We start from the raw sequence: 16,953 nt of genomic DNA, 5'->3' as shown, positions 1-16,953 counted from the left end.
CTGCGTATGATTATAGGATTTTAATCATACGTAATGAATGTATATTCCCAGTTCAGCGACGGCCCGACAAGCTGAACTCATTCGATAAGGAGTATCGAGCATGGCCAATCCGTACCGAATACTGTTCCAAGCCCCCGGCACCAAGGGATTCTCCCTGGCAGGCCTCCTCGCCCGTTTACCGCTCCCCATGACAGGTATCGGCATCATCACCATGCTTTCGCAGTTGCGGGGCAGCTACGCACTGGCAGGCGCGGTTTCTGCCACCTTCGTCCTGACGTATGCATTGATGTCACCGCAAGTTTCACGCATGGTGGATCGATACGGTCAGCGCAGGGTACTGCCCTTGTCTGCTGGTATCAGCGTTTTGGGTATTCTTTTACTGCTTGCCTGTACTTACTGGCATACGCCCGATTGGACTTTGGTCGTGGCCGCTATGTTAGCGGGCTTCATGCCGAGCATGTCGGCCATGGTCCGCGCTCGCTGGACTGCGATCTACAGGGGCAAGCCGCACCTGCAAACAGCTTATTCACTCGAAACCGTGCTGGACGAAGTGACATTTATTGCAGGCCCCCCGATTTCTGTTGGTTTGAGTGTGGCCGTCTTCCCCCAGGCAGGACCGTTAGCGGCAGTTGTACTGCTGGCGATTGGCGCACTTGCTTTGGCAGCACAAGTATCCACCGAACCGCCAGTAGAATCCGCTGAAGAAAAGAGCACGCGAACAACCTCGATTTTTCGTCTGGCGGACGTCCGGCTATTAACATTGCTGATGGTCGCGATGGGCGTCATCGTTGGAACGGTCGATATCGTGAGTGTCGCGTTCGCTGAACAAATGGGCAGTCCGGCGGCGGCCAGTATCGTGTTGTCCTGTTACGCCATCGGCTCGTGCGCCGCGGGCTTGTTGTTCGGTGCGCTAAAACTGAAAACGCCGTTGCACAAACTCCTGCTGTTGGGTGGCGTTGCAACTGCCGCAACGACACTGCCCTTGTTGATGGCTGGTAACATTGCCAGCCTCTCGGGAGCAGTGTTGGTGGCCGGGTTATTCTTTGCGCCCACCATGATTGTGGCAATGTCCTTGGTTGAGCGAACTGTGCCGGAACGACAATTGACCGAAGGCATGACCTGGCTACTGGCAGGCTTGAATGTTGGGGTGGCGATGGGTGCTGCGGCGTCGGGCCAACTCGTGGATATGGAAGGTGCTCGGTATGGGTTTAGCGTTGCTCTGGCAGCCGGAGCCGCTGTATTGCTAGTAACTATTTGGGGGTATCGACGGATGCGAGAGCAGTCGCTTGCGGCATCGTACTCGGTATGAAGTCCCTGCTGTGACGCGCCCTGCTCAGAGTAATCTGCAGAAAGAAAAGCCACTTGTGAGAGTGGCTTTTCGTTAACTCAGAGCGAAGAGTCGGCTCTTCCACATAGCCTTTACCACAAGCAGCTTGAACGCTGCGCGGAGTTAGAGTCGCTGCTTTCTGTGTATTAGCATTTTGGATGACCGCTTTTGGCCGATAGCTGCCCTTCGCGACAGGCAGTTATCGATCCCCAAGGGACACACCGGAGCAGGTTATCTACCAGCAGTGTGTTTGGAGGTGTGTATTGTTGAATTTGCCGTTACCTTCTGGGACATCACGCAATAAGGACTATGCACATGAATGTCGGAATGGCTCATGCGATTGAGGCCGCAGAAAGCGAGTATTTGTGTGCCCGCGTCGAGAGTTTGTCTCGGATAAGTGGAAACCCTTTTGGTGCTCGTGTGTTTTTCAACGAGGCTTTTCCATGCTTTCAGGTGAAGGCATCACCTAGCCCGATGCTCAATCGCATCTACGGCGATAGTACCGACAGACCCAAGTCACTATTGAGCTTGCTCAAGGAATCAGCAGAGTATTCGACAGTAACGCCTCTTATCGGAAAGGCCTCGACTTTGGAACAGTACGCTTTGGTGGGTGAGAAGCGGCTGGAGCGTCTGAGGGGTGGACGCATCTGCAACTCGCGTGCACCATCGAAAATGTGGTCTTGAGTCACCACTCATTCGAAATCGAAGAAGCCACCTCACAAACGCTTCCTGAGTTCGCAGCCGTGCATGCGAGTGGATTTCATACCAAGCCAGAGCATCTTCAGTTGAACCAGGCTTCGTTCGCAGGACTGATGTCAAATGAACGTCTGAAAATCTACGTCCTTAAAGCTGATGGAAAGGTCGTGGCAGGAGCGTTGATGTACCTGGCCTGCAATGGAGTTGCCTACCTTGGGACGGCTGCCACCCGAAAAAATGCAAGAGGCCAGGGCTACCATGGAGCCCTGATATCTCATCGGATAGAGCAAGCAAAAAAACACGGCAGTCTTGTGATCGCCGCAACCGCGCTTCCCAGCTCGCAAAGTCGCCGAAATTTGCAGCGTACAGGGCTAGCGACATCCCACGCTCAAGCGCTATATCGCCTGGTAGATAGCTGAAGTCTGTTCTTGGCCGAAAGCAGGCGCCGCTCTCGTCATCGCAGAGGGGGTTGTGCCGAGGCTGTAATCCACCAAGGCCATCAAACGCCAAATCGCCGAGTCGTTGTATGTAGCTTGCGACGACGCGGCGAGTCATCGGTCTAATGAGTTGAGAAGCTGATCATCAGCCAGGGCAGGGCACTTCTCGGTCAAGGAGTCTGGCTGTGAGGAGTACGCCCATTTCGCTCAGTTGGTGGATGGCCAGGGCGACGTCGCGGTGTTTGCCGTTGAGGTCTTCGGACAGGTCGAGCAGCAGGGTGCTGACGCTGGTGAAGGTTTCGTAGCTGTTGGTGATGAGGCTTTCGTTGCTGGCGTTGGGGTCAACATCGAAGAGGGCACTTGAATCTGATTTGAGCATGTTTGAATTCCTGTTTAGGGCCACCATCCTTTAGCTACTAAACATAAGGGTGGCGGCTGTGCGCAGGTTAGTAGACCGGGGAATCCAAACAAAGCCGGCGCACCCGAAGGTGCCCTGCGCACAGCCACCATCAAACACAGACGCAATGTCTGATCGATGAAGCTTGTGCACATTGTTTGGATAAACCCTCAGGCTACTAAACCCGATCACTGAACAATTCAGCGACCGAGCCACCTTAGAGACAGCCTCTCTAGCGCACAAGCCGGCGGATTCTGACGCACGCGTAGGCAATGGAGCAAGCCGCGGCGAGGGAATCGGATTTTGCCTTCAGGCACTGCGAATTGCGGCGAAAGATGCGGTGCTCAACAGCACGCCTGACCCACTGCAGTCCCTTTAGTACAAGCCCCGCGGCGAATGCGGGTTGAAGACAATGGCCCCATAACTTAGGTGATTGGTCAACAGCGGGTTGTTATCAAGGTGCGGGTAGCTGGACAATAGGTCCGGCCGAGCCGGCAACGAGGGACCAAATGTGCGAACTTTTAGTTCGCTCGGCTGGGATCTACGAACTGCAAGATTACTGATCGGAAAAGACCAATGCTAGGGAAAGTCAGCAGTAAACATCTAGTCTGGGCCGCAGTCGCACTTTGCGTGACCCTTTTGTCCGGGTGCGCTACGTCACGCTACGACGGCAAGCACGCACCGGACCCGAGTAAGGCGATCATCGTGGGTTCGATTGGTGAGAGCTATGTGATGATGCAGCCGCATGGGCTGGTGGTTGAGATCAACCAACAGGGGGCACCCGGCACTGCATTACGGCTGACGACGCTGGGCAATGAAGATGATCAGCCATCACCCCATGTGCTGGGCCACTACTTCATGTATGAAGTGCCGCCTGGAGAGTATGAGTACACGCAGTGGCATTACGTGTATTACGCGGGCCGATCGATGCCGCGTCCTGTGCCTGCGGTTTTCTCGGTGAAGGCCGGGGAAACCCTCTATATCGGCGATCTGCGCGCCGATGCCCTGCGCTTTTGCCTAGCCAACGTGAACAATGCCGAGAGCACTGTGCAGGAGCTGAAGCGCAAGTACCCGATGCTCAAGGATCGGAACATCTTGAATGTGACGGCAAAGAGCGGTTTTGCGCCTTGGCCGAGTTCTGATGCCACTGACTTCGGTAAAGGGCTGTGCACGATCTGAATCCGGTAACGGTGACAGTCATCGAGGCCGCGCCCATTGATCCCAGTTCAAGGAGTTTTATGCTATGAAGCGCTCTACGCTACTCTGGGCCAGCCTGTTCGTAGGCCTGGCCTCACTGACCGGCTGCATCAGCGGTCCAGACCTGACGGGCCAGCCATTCTTCACTTCACCGGCACAACCCCGTCCGGACGAGGCCACGGTTTACTTCTATCGCACTTCCGCCAGCATCGGTAGCGGGGTCGCTCCGACCATTCTGGTCGATGGTCGCGCTATTGGCAGCTTGCCCTCCGGTAGTTTTTTCAAAGCCGACATTCCCGCCGGCAAGCACAGCGTCGCCTCCACCTCGCCACCCATAATAAGCGGTATGGTTAACAAGCGTTTCGATATCACCGTCGAGAATGGAAAGGTGTATTACATCGCAGACCAACTCAGCACATCTGCTTACAAGGACGGACAGACCTTGGGCGAAATCGACGAGGGTCGTTTCGGTGGAACAATGTTTTACTCACGCTATGCGCTTGTGCCTGCTGAGGAAGCGCTGCGTTCTATCAAATGGTGCCAGGAGTTGCCGGCAACTGCACCGTAACCACGCGTACCTCATGCCCCGGCCAAGTCCATCACAAGCCCAGCCGTCAACGTTGGGCTAATCCAGTATGAGGGCGAGCAGGGAAACCCGTATGGATATGACTGACCCAATTCAAGCGCTCGTGAGTCTTCAAGCTGCGATCCGAAAGGGCGTATAGGGCCGCCTTGTGTAACCGATTTTCAAGAGCGAGAAGGCGTCTGAGCAGACCAGATAGGAAGGTCTCTTAACTGCATATTGTGCAAGAGTTGAAGTCTCTAAAAATCACGCAGAGCTTATGGAGAATTTAAAGTATGAAATATTTAAAATACTTAATATTTGTACCCGTTTTAATGTTGTCAGGTTGTTCTACGATAGATAACCTAAAATCTTTTACGACTGCATATATTGAGCCGCCTAGTCCTACATCAAGCAGGCTCAGAGTTATCACCAATCAAACTGTACGCCTGGTTCCAGGTAGCACCTGTGTCGACTGGGAACTTCCCGGCGTTGGAATGGTGAACTCAAGATCATTTGCTATTGCAAATGATCGGACGTTCAATGATCGCATGCTGGGAATACCGGGTAGTGACGGGATTAAGAATAGCTCAGAAGTATATATTGAGCCGGGCAAGCCGATAACTCTAGTGTATGCAGGTACACCAGCAAGCGGGAGGTATCAATGTTTTACAAGTGTGCACTTTTTACCTGAGGTCGGCGCTGACTATGAATCTAACTCAGGGCTGTGTTACATCACAATTGAAAAAATCACCAAAAATGAAGATTCTGGAGAAATAAGCCGCACAGCTGTTGGAGGCCGCGAAGCTAAGGTTTGCACTTACTAATTAGCCCTTGATCGAGTTGAAGGAATACGACGGACAGTTGGACACATGCTGCAGCGGCCGTTTAGGGTGTATGAGTTCCTCATTAGGGTGTAAAGGAAAATCGGCAACCGCGCCTAGGGGCTTGGTGAAAAGCCGGGCTCGCCCCCGATCAGAGAGGATTGACCTCAATGGAGATTCAACGGATCACCCATCTGCCGCCCCAAATCCTCGACCTGGAAAAAGCGGCAGTTGCAGAAGGCTTCAGGTTTCTCACCCGACTGACTACAGACTGGGAGTCAGGCACCAATCGCTTCGATGCGCCTGGCGAATGCCTTATGGCAGCGTATCTGAACCAGCAGCTTGTAGGCATTGGAGGTCTGTCTGTTGATCCGTTCACCCATGACCGTACAGGAAGGCTGCGACGCATGTACGTGGCGCCTGCGTCACGCGGGCAACAGGTCGGCCGCAGATTGGCTAGCGCATTGCTTGCTCACGCCGCATTGCATTTTGAACGTGTGCGCCTCTATACCGACACTATCGAGGGGGACATTTTTTACCTGAGCTGCGGCTTTATTCGAACGGAAGACACTCATGCGAGCCATTTCGTGCAGATCACAAACCTTTGAATTTGTCGGGTATCGGCCGATAGCTGCCCCTCATAGGCGGCTGCTTTCGTCCCCGGTAAACGGCATCTCCAGGGTCTTCGCGATTCGGGCCAATATCTTTGTGCATTCTTCAGAAACAATGAGCGGTGGCTCATTAATCATGTAAAGCAGGTGTTCGAACGCTATCCCGGCCTCGTTGTGATCGACATAATCCAGAACGATTTCACCACCATTCTCTAAACTTGCTTGAGCTAACGCATGGTCATCCGGTACAGGTCCGGTTTGTTCGTATGCAATGTACATCAGCGCAGTGATTTCCCTGAGTGCCTCTATGAAGTCGGTCCTCAAATTGTGGTTATGGCCGCTCACTAAAACGCTCCTTCGATTAAGATAACTTGCGGTCAGCATGCTTCTGGTCGATAGCGGCCCATCGAGATCGACTGCCGACGACCAAAATCAGTCAATCACCGAGAGCAACCAAGATCAATCAGGCGTCTTTCGCAGTCATGTACTTGCTGAAGTTGTTGATATGGTCGTCGAGATTATCCTCAAGCATCATCCGGTACTGCTCACAAAAATACTTCAACATCGCTTCGCGAGCCTGCGCCATTTCCTCGCCTGATTTGAAGTTGCGAGTGCTCACCCAAGCATTGAATCGAGTGGTGCCAAACATCATCGACGCGCTTACCTTGCCAAGGTCTCTGAACTCCCTAAGCTGCTCGTTAGACAGGTTTATATGCGCATCTGCACGATCATAGAATGCTTTATCGGCGGCATCTGGCATTGCTGGGTACCTATCTATCATTTCCGGAAATTCCGTGATTGGAACACCTCTCGCATCGGCTAGCTACGACACGTAAAAAAAATGCCAAGGTTTGACGTCCGCTATTGGAACTCGCCGCTTACCGTGCGGTTGCCCTTCAGCAAGCGTTGGACCTGGCGATAACCTGTTCGCGACTCACGCCGACTCAAGCGCTTTCCCACCAAGTGATTGGCTGCATTCGACCCATAGCGTTCATCTGAACCGCATTGATCGACGGCAATGCCACCTGCCAATCTCAAAATTGTGATGGCAGCTCATTTCCGGCCTTAATATCCGAAAACACCTGATCTGGATCTGCCTGACACCAATATCTGAACAATAGGCGAGGCTCGATATTTCCGAAATATTGATCCACGATGCTCTCGGGGGGCACGGTCAATTTAGGTTTGGGCCATTGCTGGGCTAAAACACCTAATGGTTTGCCAGACGAATAAACAACCCAAGTGGCCTTGCCTCCACTGATACGAGGTAGGTAGTCCATATGTTGTATCACTTCGATTAAGGTCCGCAGTGTTGCTAATGGATCGAGCGTGATCGACATTGCATGGCTTTCCAGATCATCCCCCGCATGGACGCTATCCCGATCAATGGGAACTACCAACATAACTTCTCCTTTTTAGTGCTGTGCTGTCACCAGATCGAGCAGCGTAGAGACCTCAGCGGCTACCTGTCTACAATCCGCATCTGGCCGATTGCAGCCGATGAGACGAACACCACTCTATCTCCACGCACTGACCTTTTTGATTCCGGCTCACGAAGACTCTCCACTAAGTTACTGATCGCCAGACGCAACCTCTACCTCCGAAAGCTCCTCGCCCAATTCGCTCGATAACACTCATCCCATAACGGTATCGCCAGCAACTGCGCAGCTCCCGAAACCACGACGCAGCCCGTTTCACCTCCCCTCAAAAGGCAATGTTCTCAACACGAATATGCCGAAGCTCCCACCGCTCAACCCGCTTCTTTAGGTCGCACTTGCCTGCGATGGCACCGACTCGATTTTCCAACTTCACTTCAACCCCTTTTTGGCACTTGCCCACGTAATACCGCCTTTTACACTTGCTGAAACGTTTAATCGAGTCTATAAAACCGCCACAACTCCAAGAAAGGCTACCGCCATGACCCCCCTAAAATTCTTTGTTGCCCTCACCGCACTCTCCGCCGCCTCCCACGCCATGGCCTGGGACTATGTGCTCCTCGACACCGACAAAGCCGCGCAGAACTGGCAGGTCACCAGCCAGCAACTTGGCGTGCAAACCGACAAACCCTTCAGCGTTACCCTGCGCACGCTGCACGGCGGTCGGCAGGAGGGGGTGAGCATTGTCGACATCGATAACGGCACGATGAAGCTCTCGGTGGTGCCGACTCGCGGTATGAACGTGTTGCAGGCTTCGGTCGGCGATGTGCGCATGGGGTGGGATTCGCCGGTCAAGGAAGTGGTCAATCCTTCCTTCATCGAACTCAATGGTCGCGGCGGGCTGGGCTGGTTGGAAGGTTTCAATGAGCTGGTCACCCGTTGCGGCTATGAATGGGTCGGTCACCCTGGCATCGACAACGGTGAATTGCTGACGCTGCATGGCAGGGCCGCGAATATTCCTGCGAACAAAGTCACCCTGCACATCGATGAAAAGCCGCCGTACGCCATCACCCTGCGCGGCGAACTGAAAGAGCAGGCGTTCAAGAAGGTCGATTTTTCCGTGGCGACCGAACTGGTCACCGAGCCCGGCAGTGTCGTGTTTGCTCTTAACGACACCCTGACCAACAACGGCGACTATCCGAAGGAATACCAGGCGCTGTATCACAGTAATTTCAGCACCCCGTTCCTGGAGCAGGGCGCGCGTTTTGCCGCACCGGTGAAGCAGGTGTCGCCGTTCAACGACAAGGCCAAGGGCGAATTGGCCGACTGGCAAACCTACCGCGCACCCACCAAGGACTACGACGAAACGGTCTACAACGTGGTGCCCTATGCCGATGCCAAGGGCGATACCTTGACCGTGCTGCATAACAAAGCTGGCAGCCTGGGCGTGTCGGTCGGGTTCAATACGCAGACGTTACCGGTGTTTTCCCTTTGGAAGAACACCGATACTCAAGGGCAGGGCTATGTCACGGGGCTGGAGCCGGGGACAAGTTTTTCCTACAACCGCCGTTATCAGCGGCCACTGAACCTGGTACCCACCATTGGGCCCAAGGAACACAAGCAGTTCCGCATCAGCTACAGCTTGTTGGCGGATAAGGCGGCTGTGGACAAGGCCTTGAAGCAGGTCAGCGAGATTCAGGCCGGGCGCGAGACTGAGGTGCGGCAGACGCCGTTGGTTGATTTGACCAAGGGGTAGGGGCGCCTGCACTGCTTCCACGGGCCGGCGCGGGAGTTACGTCCGGCGTGCCGTCAACAACACCGTTGCGGCCGCCGACAACAACCCCGCGCAGCATCGATTGAAGATCCGTTTGCCTCTCGGCTCGGCAAACCAGCGGCGCATATGCAGGCCCATATAGGCGTATGCGCTGATGGCGATCCATTCCAGGGCCAGGAACATTGCGCCCAACAAAGCGAATTGCGCGTTAATAGGTTGGCCGGGCACCACGAACTGCGGGAGGAAGGCGGTGAAGATCAGGATGGCTTTGGGGTTGCCTGCCGCCACCAGAAACTCTTGCCGTGCCAGGGCCCATAAGCCCACCTTGTTGGCGGCTATTTCCGCTTCTGCCCGCGGGTCTGCGCGCCACAGCTGATAGGCCAGGTAAAACAGATAAGCCGCACCAAGCAGCTTGATCCCGTAGAACAACAACTCCGAGGTTTGCAGCACCACCGCCAACCCGACGGAGGCGAGGGCGATCATGCCGGCGAAGGCCAGCAAACGGCCGAGGCCGGCGAGGCAGGAGGTGCGGTAGCCGTAGCGGGTGGCGTTGCTCACCGACAGCAGGTTGTTGGGGCCGGGCGCCATGTTCAGGGCGAAGCAGGCGGGCAGGAAGAGGGCGAGGGTGGCGAGGTCCATGGCGGCTCCGGAGTGGGTCGGACGGGAGCGTCGAGGATAAGGGGAGTGGGGGCGGTGCGGCAATCGCGGCCGCGTTATGTCGACTAAGGTACAGGTTGTCCTGACCTAAGCCTTCGTCCCAAACAGCCGATCAGCCAGTTCCCGACCGCGCTCCAGCCCTTGTGTCGTCAGCCAAACCGATTTGTTCTTGTTTACCGGGTTATCGATAAAACCCTGTTCATGTAATCGGTTCATTATCTGGAAATCGTGCCCCTTCCATGAGTTTCCGTCATCGGTGCTGAAGACTGTCAGCAGGGCCAGCACGGCTTCCTATCAGCTTTTCGTCGTATTCCATAGTGGTTACCCCTCTCGCGAATCGGGGCGCCGCTCGTTTCTCAGGCAACGCTGTTCTCTGGTTTATCGATCGGCACTCGCACACTAAACACCGTGCCCTGTTCCGTATCAGAACTCACCTCAATCGCCCCACCATGAGACGCCACGATTTCCGAGGCAATGAACAGGCCCAAACCCAACCCCTCCGTGGGGCCGTGATTGATCGCGGTACGCTGGGAGAAGCGGCCCATGGGGTTGAAGATGAACGGGAGGACGTCCTCGGGGATCGCTTCACCGCTGTTGTGCACGGTGAAGACCGCGAAGTCCTCGCGTATGCCCAGCTCGACTTGGATCGGCCGGGTGGTGTCCCCATGCTGCACCGCATTGCTGACGATGTTCGAGAAGACCTGCTCCATGCGCGGGCCGTCGAATTGCCCTGCAACTGGCGTTTTGGCGTCGAACATCACGATAGCTTCAGGATGAAAGGTGCGGATTTCTTCTATGACGCGTTGGCACAGCGGTGAAAGGTCGATATCGGCGGTTTTGACCGGGATGCCCGGCCCCATCTGGCAGCGGGTCAGGTCGAGCAGGTCGCCGACGATCTGGCTCGCGCGGCGTACGCTGGTGTAGATCTGGTTGGCGATTTTGGTCGCGCGGGCGCCGGCGTCCTGTGAGCGGCGTAGCACGTCGGACCCCAGCAGGATCGCGCCGAGTGGGGTGCGCAAGTCGTGGCCAAGGATGCCCAGGAACATATTGCGTGACGCCTCGACCGCGCGGGAGTAGCTGGCGACGGACTCGGCCAGGGCCTGATCGATGGCTTCGTGGAAGCGGGTCATGTCGTCGACATTGATCGGGGTGCCGTCCTTGATCTGGCGCATCCACTGGCTGACCACGCTGGTGCGCAGCGCGCGGTATTCCGAGACCATCTGATCGATGGTGAAACCCGCCATCAGCCGCGTCATGGCATGGGTTTCCGCCGCGGTTTCCTGATCGTCCGTCGGTGCCTGGCCCTGGGCCTTGGCTATTTGTTCCTGGCGGGTCTGCTTGGTTCGCAGGTCGCTGACGATGGCCCGCAACATCTGCTCGGCATGGTCGCGCAGCCCGACACTGTCGAGTTCCTCGCCCGGTGTCTCAATGGTTCTGGCGAAATCTTCCCAGGCTTGCAGAATTGGCTCGAGGTTTTCCAGGATGAAATCGGGCAGGCGCATGTCTGTAAATCCTGATGCGAGTCGGGCAGAAGAGCGAGGCTGCGCAGATGAAGGGAAATTCCCGGCAGTGTAGGAGGTTGTTCGCCGCTTTTAAAGGGCGGCCGGTGCCGGGGCTGCCGTGGATCCAATCTACGCGCGCACAGCGGTCATGCGCCTGACCTTACAGGCCCAATGTCAGGGCCCTCAGCCTCTGTTCCACCACGCTGTCGAAATGGCTTGCCAACTGCTCGCAGCGCTCCGAAGTCAGCCCTTCACAGCAGGTAATGCCCAGCACGAACCCCTGGGCTTTGGCACCGCTTTTGACGGCCAGGATCATCGACCCTGCCAGTTCGATCTCACGCAAAATTCGGTCAGCCTGTCGTTTTATAGGGCCGGGCAAATCGCTAATGGCTTCTTTCATGGCCGTCTCCGCAGGCATTCACTACACACACAAAGCACCCGAGGCACTGTCGGCCTCTTGAAAGCATCGACCGGCGGAAGGTTCAGGAGTTTCGTAGTGCGCGAGCGGGAGGCGATGACTTGCAGTTCCACAAGTACAGTTGTTCGCCCTAGCGCAGGCCGCCATCGGGGGCGAGCCCTAATGCCGGTCAGTTAAGAAGTAGCAGGAGCGAGAACTAACTTGTGGCGAGGGAGCTTGCTCCCGCTGGGGCGCGAAGCGGCCCCAAACAATGGGACTGCTGCGCAGTCCAGCGGGAGCAAGCTCCCTCGCCACAGGTCCGGTGTCGCCTTAACTGGCGGGCATTAGAGCAAGCCCCCTCCCACATTTGGAGCGCGGGGCATCAGTTAGAGAGGCTTCGGCGGCTGCCCCGATGGCGTGAATCACGGATGAAACCTGCGCCCCAGCGCATCCAGGCGCACGGCGATTGGTGGCAGGCGTTCGCTGCTGCGGGCCAGGGTTTCCACGTCGTCGGCGGTGTTTTGCGCGATGTGCTGCACCGATTGCAGGCGCTCGACAATTTCCAGGTTCGCAGAGGTCTGCTCGCGGGTGGTGGTGACGATGCGGCCGTTGAGTTGGTCGATATGCGCGATGTCTTCGCCCACGGCGCGTAGCATGTCGACGGCCATCTGGCTGTCTTCCACGCACCGCTCCACACCCTGGCGACTGTCATGCATGGCTTCGACGGCCTGGCGGCTGCCTTGCTGCAGGCCTTCGATGATGGTCTTGATTTCCTGGGTGGAGAGGGCGGTGCGTTGGGCCAGGCTGCGCACTTCGTCGGCGACCACTGCAAAGCCACGGCCTTGCTCGCCGGCGCGGGCGGCCTCAATGGCGGCATTGAGGGCGAGCAGGTTGGTCTGGTTGGCGATGCTGCTGATCACCTCCAGCACCGAGCCGATTTGCTCGGCCTGCACCGCCAACGACTGTACGGTGGATTGCGTGCCATTGATGCGCGAGGCCAGTTGGGTGATTTCATGCTGGGCGCGGCCGACGCTTTCCTGGCCGCGCACGATCTGCCGGCTGGCTTGGCCGGCGTGTTCCACGGCTTGTTCGACGTGCAGGGTGATGTGGCCCATGGAGTCTTCCATGCGCTGCATCGAGCCGGTCATCTCATTGATCTGTGCCAGTTGATGCCGCGCGCCCGTTTCCAGGGTGCCGCTGGCCGTGGCCAGTTCCTGGCCGAGTTGGCCGAGGCCATGGGAGTCGCGTGCGACGCCGTCGATCAGGTGGGTGAGTTGCTGCAGGAAGTGGTCGAAGCGCTTGGCGAGGGACACACGCACCTTGTCTTCACCCTTGGCGGTTTCTGCGTCGAACTGCGAGGTGACGGCGAGCATTTTTTCGAGCATTTCCTGGCTTTCGACCGCCTCGGCGTGGCTGTGCACGGCGAGGTAGAGCAGGGCGACCGTTTCCATCACTACGTAGAACGCGTGCACGAAAATCATCGTCCAGCCGCCGTGATGCGCCATCACAAACACGGGCAGGCCTTGATGCTGCAGGGCATGGAATACCAGGTGATGCACGGCGATGGTCAGCGCCGCCACCAGGATCGGCAGCCAGTCACGGTAGAACGTCAGCACCGCCAGCAGCGCGAAAATACCGAAGTGCGCTTCGATCACCCCCTGCGCCTGATTGATGTGCAAGGCTGCCATCACCATCAGGCCGGCACCAAGCACACACCGCATTACACGGGTGCCGCCAATGGCGCGGTAGAGCGCGGTCAGCACCACGCCGGTGCCGCCCCCGACGATCAGCGCCTGGGTGAAGGTGTCATGCCAGAACGCCAGGCCCAAGGAGAACAGGAACATCAGCCAGATCAACGCCAGCATGATGCGGTCGGCCTTGCGGTAGTGCTCCATAAAGCGTGTGCGGTTGAGCATTCACGTGTACTCCATGTGGTTTGGCCAGGAACCAAGCATGCGGCGTGCCACGCTGGCCGCAGGAAAAGCAGGTGTGGCGAAGGGGGCCGGACAAGATCCGACAGACGGTTATCGGCAGGCCGGTGGGGGACTTTAAGCACGGCCGCCCGAGCGGGCAGCCGCGGATGACGATCAGAAGCTGTACTTGGCCGTCAGCATCATGTTGCGTGGGCTGCCGTAGGAATCGCCGCCATAGGTAACGGCTTCGGAGATGGACTGGTAGTAGTGCCGATCAAAGATATTGTTGGCGTTGAGCTGCAGGTCCAGATTCTGGTTGACCCGGTAGCCGGCCATCAGGTCGGTGACGGCGTACCCGCCTTGTTTGAGGCGATAGGTGCTGCCGTCCGCCAGCTGGATGTCGTTGTACATGCGGCTCTGCCAGGAGATGTTGCCGCCCACGCGGAGTTTTTCCAGCGGGCCCTGGAAGTTGTAGCGGGTGGTGACCTTGAACAGGTGCTCCGGGGTGTCGGTGTCGAACTGCTTGTTGACCTTCTGCGGGTTGGCGGCGTCCTTGATGGTGTGGGTGCGCGCATAGGTGTAGCCACCGCCGACCTGCCAGTTCTCGGTCAAGGCGCCCTGCAGTTCGAAGTCGATACCCTGGCTGCGAATCTCGCCCGAGGCCTGGTAGCAGGAGGCCTGCGGGCAGTCCGGCACGACGATCTGCACGGCGCGGTTTTCCTGGTCGACCCGGAACAGCGCCACGCTGGCATTCAGCGCGCCGCCCAGGTATTCGCCCTTGATGCCGACTTCATAGTTTTTGCCGACGATGGGCTTGAGCGGGGTGGCGCCGGTGCTTTTTTCACGTTGCGGCGTGAAGATGTCGCTGTAGCTGGCATACACCGAGTGCTGGTCGTCCAGGTCGTAGATCAGGCCCGCGTAGCGGGTGAGGTTACGGGTGACTTTATAGTCGCCGTCGCCATCGCGGTTGTCGTAGTCATACCAGTCCAGGCGCCCGCCGAGGATCAGCTTGAGCGGGTCGGCCAGGCTCAGGCGGGTGGTGACGTACACACCGTCCTGAGTGGTGACATCGCGCTGGTTGTTGGTGTGGGTAAAGTTCGGTTTGCCGGCATTGATCGGCCAATTCAGATCGTACGGGCTGTAGTTGCGGGTGGTCAGGTCGTAGATGCGCTTGCTGGTGCCCACGACCAGCTCATGGGTGCGCCCGAACGCCTGGAACGGGCCGCTGGCAAAGGCGTCGAACCCGGCCTGCTTTTCATCGGCGGCGGACTGGTACACGGTGCGGGCCAGGGTGTTGTCGGTCCAGCGCGACTGGTAGGAGCCGGAGAACAATGCGTCTTGTACGGCGTAGTTGGCGTTGACCTGCAGCGCCCAATCATTGGCCAGCTGCTGGCGCAGTTCGACGAAGACGGTGTTGATCTCCTGGTCTTTATTCTCCCAGTCGGTGCCGGGATTGTACGAACGCGACAGGTCGAGGTGATGACCGTCCAGGCCGATCATCGACGAGCCCCAGAAGTAGTTGGTCTTGTCTTTCTGGTTGGAGTAGCCGAGGGTCAGGCGGGTGTCTTCGCTCAGGTCGGCTTCGGTCACGGCGTAGAACAAACCGTGATCCTGCTCGGCCTTGTCGATGAAACTGTTGGCGTCGCGGTAAGAGGTGACCACTCGGCCACGCCAGGTGCCGCTGTCATTGAGCGGGCTGGACGCGTCGAGTTCGCCACGGTAGTCGTCCCAACTGCCGGCGGCGCCGGTCAAGGTGACTTTCTGCTCGGCCAGGGGCCGCTTGCGAATCAGGTTGATCGCCGCCGAGGGGTTACCGGCGCCGGTCACCAGGCCAGTGGCACCGCGAACCACCTCGACGCGATCGAACATCGCCAGGTTCGGCTGGGCACCGACGTTAACGCCGTCATAGCCACTGGGAATGCCGTCGTACATGAGGTTGTCGACGTTGAAACCACGTGCGGTGTAGCCCTGCCGGCCGGGGCCGCTGGAGTAGTTGAGGAACAGTCCTGGCGTGGCGTTGACCACGTCGTTGATGCTGGTCATCGCCTGGTCATCCATGCGTTGACGAGTAATCACGGTGACGGCCTGTGGGGTTTCACGCAGGGTCAGGGGCAGTTTGGTTGCGGTTTTCATCGAACCGGTGGTGTACGACTCGCTGCCTTCAGTGGTTTCGCCAAGCTGGTGCCCCGATACCTCGGTAGCACCGAGCTCAATGGTAGTGGGCGGGGCGTCGGCTTCGGCCGCGAAGGTCGCCTGGGTGGTGGTCAGGCAGATAGCCATTGCTATCGAACTCGGTGAAAACCCTTTGCCGCCATGGTGTCGCACAGACATGAATGTAGCTCTCCCGGAACGCCATCCTTAGCGAATAATAAATCTGTTGATAATTATTCGCATCAGTGTGGCAGATTGAGTCTGTGGGAAAAAGCCTACGAGATGAATCAGTTAACGAAATTTTCATGCGCTGGGCACCGGCGTTTTGCCACCTTTGCCTAGATGAACACAATTTCGTAGGGCTCGCGCATGCGCTCCAGCAACACCTGGGCAAGCATTGGCGCAAGGCCGATCGCGGGGTCGCCCATCAGCTGGCTGGCGTAGGCGTGCACGGCGTGCAGCTTGTGCGCCACGCTCCAAGTGTCGAGGCACAACTTGCGCGCGCGTTGCCAAGGCATCACCGAGCCTTCGCGTGCCGGCCAGTGCCAGGCCCACATCGGCAGTTCATAGAGTTGCGCGCCCACCAATTTGCACGCGTTGGCGCTGGCACGGCCGACGGCTTCGTGGTCATCGTTGCCATCATGGCGCCAGGTGGTGAATACCACGTCACCTGGCTGCAGGTAGCGGGCGATGAACTGGCTGATCGGTTGTTCATGGCTGGCCAGGGCGTTATCGCGAAACCCGCCACGAATCCATTTCAGGCTGTGCAGTGGCACGCCCAAGCGGCGCAGGGCCTCGGCGCTTTCCTGGGGGCGCACCGCGCTCAGGCGGTTGGCCGACCAGACCTGGGAGCCAGGGTGGCTGGCGCTGCCATCGGTGATGGAAATTAATTTCAACGGGTGCGCGCGGGTGCTGAGCAGCTGCAGCAGGCCCCCGCAGGCGAGCACTTCATCGCCGGGGTGAGGGGCAATCACCACCACCCGGGCGCCGGGCGGTACCAGGCTGGTCAGCGAGATAGCGGGAATATGCGCCAACTGCGGCGCGCTGTTCCAGATTTGCGCGGGGCCGCGACGGCCCTCGCTTAACGAGGCGGTTTTCATCGAGTGTCACATCCTTGTCGGTTCAAGCGTGT

17 protein-coding genes and 1 pseudogene are annotated in these 16,953 nt (G+C 57.7%); 7 read left to right on the top strand and 11 right to left on the bottom strand.

Going from position 1 to position 16,953, the window contains the following annotated elements:
- Positions 1–100: 100 nt before the first annotated feature.
- On the top strand, positions 101–1,309 hold the full coding sequence (locus tag C4J88_RS15040) for an MFS transporter (RefSeq protein ID WP_124370877.1): 1,209 nt from the start codon (positions 101–103) through the stop codon (positions 1,307–1,309).
- 333 nt (positions 1,310–1,642) lie between these two features.
- Positions 1,643–2,442 (top strand): annotated as a pseudogene (locus C4J88_RS15035) (GNAT family N-acetyltransferase).
- A gap of 163 nt (positions 2,443–2,605) precedes the next feature.
- Here C4J88_RS15035 and C4J88_RS15030 read toward each other — a convergent pair.
- The gene (locus tag C4J88_RS15030; protein ID WP_124363059.1) at positions 2,606–2,839 is read right to left on the bottom strand and encodes a DUF6124 family protein; all 234 of its coding nucleotides are present in this window, start codon (positions 2,837–2,839) and stop codon (positions 2,606–2,608) included.
- Positions 2,840–3,562: 723 nt separating this feature from the next.
- Between C4J88_RS15030 and C4J88_RS15020 the strand changes: the two genes are divergently transcribed.
- From C4J88_RS15020 to C4J88_RS15005, 4 genes are all read left to right on the top strand, one after another.
- The gene (locus C4J88_RS15020; protein ID WP_256657412.1) at positions 3,563–4,036 is read left to right on the top strand and encodes a hypothetical protein; all 474 of its coding nucleotides are present in this window, start codon (positions 3,563–3,565) and stop codon (positions 4,034–4,036) included.
- 64 nt (positions 4,037–4,100) lie between these two features.
- A complete protein-coding gene (locus tag C4J88_RS15015; protein ID WP_124363056.1) occupies positions 4,101–4,622 on the top strand; it encodes a DUF2846 domain-containing protein in 522 nt (173 codons plus the stop codon).
- 290 nt (positions 4,623–4,912) lie between these two features.
- The gene (locus tag C4J88_RS15010; protein WP_124407412.1) at positions 4,913–5,443 is read left to right on the top strand and encodes a hypothetical protein; all 531 of its coding nucleotides are present in this window, start codon (positions 4,913–4,915) and stop codon (positions 5,441–5,443) included.
- Positions 5,444–5,610: 167 nt separating this feature from the next.
- On the top strand, positions 5,611–6,048 hold the full coding sequence (locus C4J88_RS15005; protein WP_372237992.1) for a GNAT family N-acetyltransferase: 438 nt from the start codon (positions 5,611–5,613) through the stop codon (positions 6,046–6,048).
- A gap of 30 nt (positions 6,049–6,078) precedes the next feature.
- On the opposite strand, the gene C4J88_RS15000 is transcribed toward C4J88_RS15005, so the two are convergent.
- The 3 genes from C4J88_RS15000 to C4J88_RS14990 form a co-directional block, all read right to left on the bottom strand.
- Positions 6,079–6,435: a hypothetical protein gene (locus C4J88_RS15000; RefSeq protein WP_372237991.1), complete on the bottom strand. Its 357-nt coding sequence runs from the start codon at positions 6,433–6,435 to the stop codon at positions 6,079–6,081.
- A 79-nt stretch (positions 6,436–6,514) separates the two neighbouring features.
- Positions 6,515–6,811: a DUF3144 domain-containing protein gene (locus tag C4J88_RS14995; RefSeq protein ID WP_124407409.1), complete on the bottom strand. Its 297-nt coding sequence runs from the start codon at positions 6,809–6,811 to the stop codon at positions 6,515–6,517.
- A 274-nt stretch (positions 6,812–7,085) separates the two neighbouring features.
- Positions 7,086–7,454, bottom strand: coding sequence for a hypothetical protein (locus C4J88_RS14990; protein ID WP_124407408.1), 369 nt, complete (start codon positions 7,452–7,454; stop codon positions 7,086–7,088).
- Between the two features lie 514 nt (positions 7,455–7,968).
- On the opposite strand from C4J88_RS14990, the gene C4J88_RS14985 reads away from it, so the two are divergent.
- A complete protein-coding gene (locus C4J88_RS14985; protein WP_124407407.1) occupies positions 7,969–9,183 on the top strand; it encodes an aldose 1-epimerase family protein in 1,215 nt (404 codons plus the stop codon).
- A gap of 36 nt (positions 9,184–9,219) precedes the next feature.
- Here the strand turns inward: C4J88_RS14985 and C4J88_RS14980 are convergent, their stop codons facing one another.
- The 7 genes from C4J88_RS14980 to C4J88_RS14950 form a co-directional block, all read right to left on the bottom strand.
- Complete coding sequence (locus tag C4J88_RS14980) at positions 9,220–9,840, bottom strand: LysE family translocator (RefSeq protein ID WP_124407406.1); 621 nt, start codon at positions 9,838–9,840, stop codon at positions 9,220–9,222.
- A 105-nt stretch (positions 9,841–9,945) separates the two neighbouring features.
- Positions 9,946–10,074, bottom strand: a complete 129-nt coding sequence (locus C4J88_RS27780; RefSeq protein WP_256659136.1) for a DUF6429 family protein — start codon at positions 10,072–10,074, stop codon at positions 9,946–9,948.
- 140 nt (positions 10,075–10,214) lie between these two features.
- Positions 10,215–11,360, bottom strand: a complete 1,146-nt coding sequence (locus tag C4J88_RS14970; protein ID WP_124404347.1) for a sensor histidine kinase — start codon at positions 11,358–11,360, stop codon at positions 10,215–10,217.
- Between the two features lie 160 nt (positions 11,361–11,520).
- Positions 11,521–11,760, bottom strand: a complete 240-nt coding sequence (locus C4J88_RS14965) for a hypothetical protein (RefSeq protein WP_124363049.1) — start codon at positions 11,758–11,760, stop codon at positions 11,521–11,523.
- Positions 11,761–12,179: 419 nt separating this feature from the next.
- A complete protein-coding gene (locus C4J88_RS28120) occupies positions 12,180–12,872 on the bottom strand; it encodes a methyl-accepting chemotaxis protein (protein ID WP_256657503.1) in 693 nt (230 codons plus the stop codon).
- A 972-nt stretch (positions 12,873–13,844) separates the two neighbouring features.
- A complete protein-coding gene (locus C4J88_RS14955; protein ID WP_124407404.1) occupies positions 13,845–16,001 on the bottom strand; it encodes a TonB-dependent siderophore receptor in 2,157 nt (718 codons plus the stop codon).
- Positions 16,002–16,159: 158 nt separating this feature from the next.
- On the bottom strand, positions 16,160–16,921 hold the full coding sequence (locus tag C4J88_RS14950; RefSeq protein ID WP_124367206.1) for a PIG-L deacetylase family protein: 762 nt from the start codon (positions 16,919–16,921) through the stop codon (positions 16,160–16,162).
- Positions 16,922–16,953 lie beyond the last annotated feature (32 nt).

The sequence above is a fragment of the Pseudomonas sp. R4-39-08 genome (assembly GCF_003852275.1).
Taxonomy (GTDB): Bacteria; Pseudomonadota; Gammaproteobacteria; order Pseudomonadales; family Pseudomonadaceae; genus Aquipseudomonas.
Note: the sequence above shows the minus strand (reverse complement) of the source record. Positions and strands in the feature narration are given on the sequence as shown.

Bases quoted from the DNA above. Each gene is read 5' to 3' on its own strand.
- C4J88_RS15005 (WP_372237992.1), top strand. From the start codon at position 5,611: ATGGAGATTCAACGGATCACCCATCTGCCGCCCCAAATCCTCGACCTG.
- C4J88_RS14980 (WP_124407406.1), bottom strand. From the start codon at position 9,840: ATGGACCTCGCCACCCTCGCCCTCTTCCTGCCCGCCTGCTTCGCCCTG.
- C4J88_RS15015 (WP_124363056.1), top strand. From the start codon at position 4,101: ATGAAGCGCTCTACGCTACTCTGGGCCAGCCTGTTCGTAGGCCTGGCC.
- C4J88_RS14990 (WP_124407408.1), bottom strand. From the start codon at position 7,454: ATGTTGGTAGTTCCCATTGATCGGGATAGCGTCCATGCGGGGGATGAT.
- C4J88_RS27780 (WP_256659136.1), bottom strand. From the start codon at position 10,074: ATGAACCGATTACATGAACAGGGTTTTATCGATAACCCGGTAAACAAG.
- C4J88_RS14995 (WP_124407409.1), bottom strand. From the start codon at position 6,811: ATGCCAGATGCCGCCGATAAAGCATTCTATGATCGTGCAGATGCGCAT.
- C4J88_RS15040 (WP_124370877.1), top strand. From the start codon at position 101: ATGGCCAATCCGTACCGAATACTGTTCCAAGCCCCCGGCACCAAGGGA.
- C4J88_RS15030 (WP_124363059.1), bottom strand. From the start codon at position 2,839: ATGCTCAAATCAGATTCAAGTGCCCTCTTCGATGTTGACCCCAACGCC.
- C4J88_RS15010 (WP_124407412.1), top strand. From the start codon at position 4,913: ATGAAATATTTAAAATACTTAATATTTGTACCCGTTTTAATGTTGTCA.
- C4J88_RS14955 (WP_124407404.1), bottom strand. From the start codon at position 16,001: ATGTCTGTGCGACACCATGGCGGCAAAGGGTTTTCACCGAGTTCGATA.
- C4J88_RS14965 (WP_124363049.1), bottom strand. From the start codon at position 11,760: ATGAAAGAAGCCATTAGCGATTTGCCCGGCCCTATAAAACGACAGGCT.
- C4J88_RS28120 (WP_256657503.1), bottom strand. From the start codon at position 12,872: ATGGGCCACATCACCCTGCACGTCGAACAAGCCGTGGAACACGCCGGC.
- C4J88_RS14970 (WP_124404347.1), bottom strand. From the start codon at position 11,360: ATGCGCCTGCCCGATTTCATCCTGGAAAACCTCGAGCCAATTCTGCAA.
- C4J88_RS14950 (WP_124367206.1), bottom strand. From the start codon at position 16,921: ATGAAAACCGCCTCGTTAAGCGAGGGCCGTCGCGGCCCCGCGCAAATC.
- C4J88_RS14985 (WP_124407407.1), top strand. From the start codon at position 7,969: ATGACCCCCCTAAAATTCTTTGTTGCCCTCACCGCACTCTCCGCCGCC.
- C4J88_RS15000 (WP_372237991.1), bottom strand. From the start codon at position 6,435: ATGCTGACCGCAAGTTATCTTAATCGAAGGAGCGTTTTAGTGAGCGGC.